Origin of the sequence: Herbaspirillum chlorophenolicum, from assembly GCF_001189955.1 — a bacterium.
GTDB lineage: Bacteria > Pseudomonadota > Gammaproteobacteria > Burkholderiales > Burkholderiaceae_D > Herbaspirillum > Herbaspirillum chlorophenolicum.
The window spans coordinates 1-2,840 of record NZ_LFLT01000110.1; the positions used below are offsets into that span (position 1 = coordinate 1).

Annotated in this window: 3 protein-coding genes; 2 read left to right on the top strand and 1 reads right to left on the bottom strand. The window is 53.0% G+C overall.

Going from position 1 to position 2,840, the window contains the following annotated elements; all coding sequences use genetic code 11:
- The coding region (locus AKL28_RS23225; RefSeq protein ID WP_156226467.1) for a DUF4158 domain-containing protein at window positions 1-1,933 on the bottom strand (1,933 nt) is incomplete at its 3' end.
- 259 nt (window positions 1,934-2,192) lie between these two features.
- Here AKL28_RS23225 and AKL28_RS24730 point away from each other — a divergent pair.
- Both AKL28_RS24730 and AKL28_RS23230 read left to right on the top strand, forming a co-directional pair.
- Entirely contained in the window at window positions 2,193-2,411 is a 219-nt protein-coding gene (locus AKL28_RS24730) for a hypothetical protein (protein ID WP_129587654.1), read from the top strand.
- 132 nt (window positions 2,412-2,543) lie between these two features.
- A partial coding sequence (locus AKL28_RS23230) for a 3'-5' exonuclease (protein ID WP_197091088.1) occupies window positions 2,544-2,840 on the top strand: 297 nt, incomplete at its 3' end.

Sequence of the window (2,840 nt, forward strand, 5' to 3'; positions counted from 1 at the left end):
AGGAAAGCTGATGAGGAGTGACGCCATTGGACAGATGTCGAGCGGCTTGATGTGGCCCAAGGTTACATCCCATTGCGAACACGGTCAGCAGGTAACGCTCGCGAGCATTGCGTAATTTGGGATCGTCACCGGACTGCGGCCCGAAATTACGCGTGAACCCTGTCCAATGCTCAATGTTGGCGAGGATGTCGAGCAGATTGCGAGGCACGAGTCGGCTGTCTATCGCAGCTTGCAGCGCAATGGCTGAGGCAGGAATCTCGCGGGCGGTGACGCGCCTCAAAGTCGGTTCCCCATTGGCACCGATCGATACGTCGCCGGCGTGCTGAGGAAATTCGCTATCCACCTGCGCAGCCGTGTCCGCCAACATGCTTTTGAGGTTTTCGACGAAGGCTTGAGGATTGGCCGAGATACCAATCCGGTCGCAATAATCTGGGAGTAGTGCCTCGCACTCCTTCCAGGAAAGAAGCTGGCCACGGTAATCTGCAAATGTACCAGCACCTTCGATACACACATCGCCACTACGCAGATCACTGGCCAGATGGGAGAAGACGCAGACTTCTAAGTAACGGCGATTAGTTGGGTTTCCAAGGCCGTGAGAACGGCGGACAAGTTTATGCCATCGTTCTGAAGCAAACGATAGATCCACCTCATCGGCGATCCATTCTGCTTTCCGGTGTTCGTTCTCCATTACGATATCCAAAGCTTTGAGAAGAGCCTTGTCCTGCGTTGCGGGATGAAAAGCCAGCACCTTCGCCATCTGGAACATGGCAGCGCGCCAAGATTTGAAAGGCTTCCATAGCAACGGAAGATGATTTCCTCCGCTCCAGACTCGGATTGCCTCACAATCGCCCTGTAGCCGTTCCAAGCTGCCATGTGGGGCCAAGAGGTCGCGGATACGCCTTCCTGTCGGAGCATCTTCCATACCTTCGGCGAGAATCTCCACAACCTGTTCTAAGGTTGCGACAAGCTCTTCACTGAGCTCCCGCTGCCGCGCCTGCAGAATCTGCAATTCTTCTCGCGCGCTTTTATGAATGGCGCTGATGCGTCGAATGAACATCTCGGCAATGTCATCTCGGGCACCGATCCGCATGTGATGAATGAGGGCAAGAATAAGCGTTTGTCTTTTCCCTGGGTTGTAATCTTTCATTTCGGCCGCATCGAGGACGGCTGCACGGTCGGAGAGATGTCGCAATTTGTTGGCCGGAACATCTTCCAACAGCGTTCCGGGATCAGGCAATGACTCCAGCCAATTTAGCTGGTCCAACACTAAATCGAGATGCTTTCGAGAAGCCTTCTTAGCAGAGCGTTTGATCTGGTGATAAAGGGATCGGCGCTGTGGTAGTTCCGTATCTAGAAGACCATCAAGCCATTGCCTTTGGGCAGAGGACAATCGTTGGGAGATCTTTTTGTAGAGAGCAGATTCCACTGCTGCGTGAGCCTTTTCGGCAATAGTGTCCAGGGTGCTGAACGCAGGAAGTTCGTACCCTAACCGTACCAATTCCTCTACCGTGATATTGATGATGTCTACGCGAGTATCAACGATGGCGGCGGCGCGTTGCGAGATCTCGACAGTGATGGGCCTGGTCTTAACATGCTCATATGGCGTTACCCCAAGTAGCGTGCGAATTGCCTTGTGATGGCGATAAGGGGATATGTTCGAGTCGGGGTATGAAATTGCGTGGACAGGCTGCATACCGAGACTCGCAGAAATATGCTCCACGACTTCCTGGGGAATAGCATCAATGGCAGGAAAGTAGCGCAAAAACTGGAAGCATTTCAGATTCACCAGTAATGCCAGGCGCCGAGGCGCGGAGCGGGCGAAACCGGCTGCCCATTCCATTTCTTCAGGCCGCGGTGTGAAGGTTGCATGAAGATCTTTAAGTGTCAGCGTACGTGGAAATCTAGGATACGCAGTCCGTTCGATACTGGCCATGGTAAGGGGGATCCTTGGCAGGGTCGTTCAAAGGCGAAATCGTTGATAATTCGAGGTGACATCAACTGGCTTCCCGGACATTGCATCAGCCGCAGCTTCGTTGTCAATGGCAAGTTTTCACACTCTCAGATATCCTTTGCTGGTTGAGCAGACTCAAGTCACGACATGAATAAATTGTGACCACGAGATGCTATAAACTGTGGGACGAAATGCCCCAAAACATGATCGTTTCTGATCAAAACTGCACAATCGAGCTTGTATGAAAAAACGTCAAACCTACTCGACCATCCTCGAACGCGGCGGCAAAGTCTCGTGGCCGAAGGCATTGACGGACTGGAAGATAGGTCAACGTGTTTTCCTATCCATTAAGGACGGTGCCATTGCAGTGACTACCCGGCCGACGCGCTCAATGGACGGCCGAATATTTTCCACTCGCGTCAGCCGCAAATACAGCAGCAAACATTTCTCAGCTAGCTGATAGCTACCAGCTAGTTCAAAATTGAGCCGGCTCAAGTTGCGAAAGCAACTACCCCTTTAGTCACTAAAGGCGGGAAATTTCGCATGCGAAATTGTTCTCCACGCCGGACCATAGCCATCATCAGAGGATAACGTGGCAAGAATTCTCGTAGTCGACCTGGAAGCGACCTGTTCGGACGACGGCAGCATCCCGCCGGAAGAGATGGAAATCATTGAAATCGGTGCCTGCTGGGCCACCGAAGGTGGCTTGGTGCTTGAGCGGTTTCAGCACTTGGTCAGGCCGCTGGCGCAACCGATACTCACACCATTTTGCAAGCAGTTGATCGGCATCACGCAAGAAGAAGTGGATCAGGCGCCACTGTTTCCTGTTGCCGCGCAGGCGCTTCGGGCCTTCGTCAACGACGTGGTGTCGACCGATACTGTCTGGATG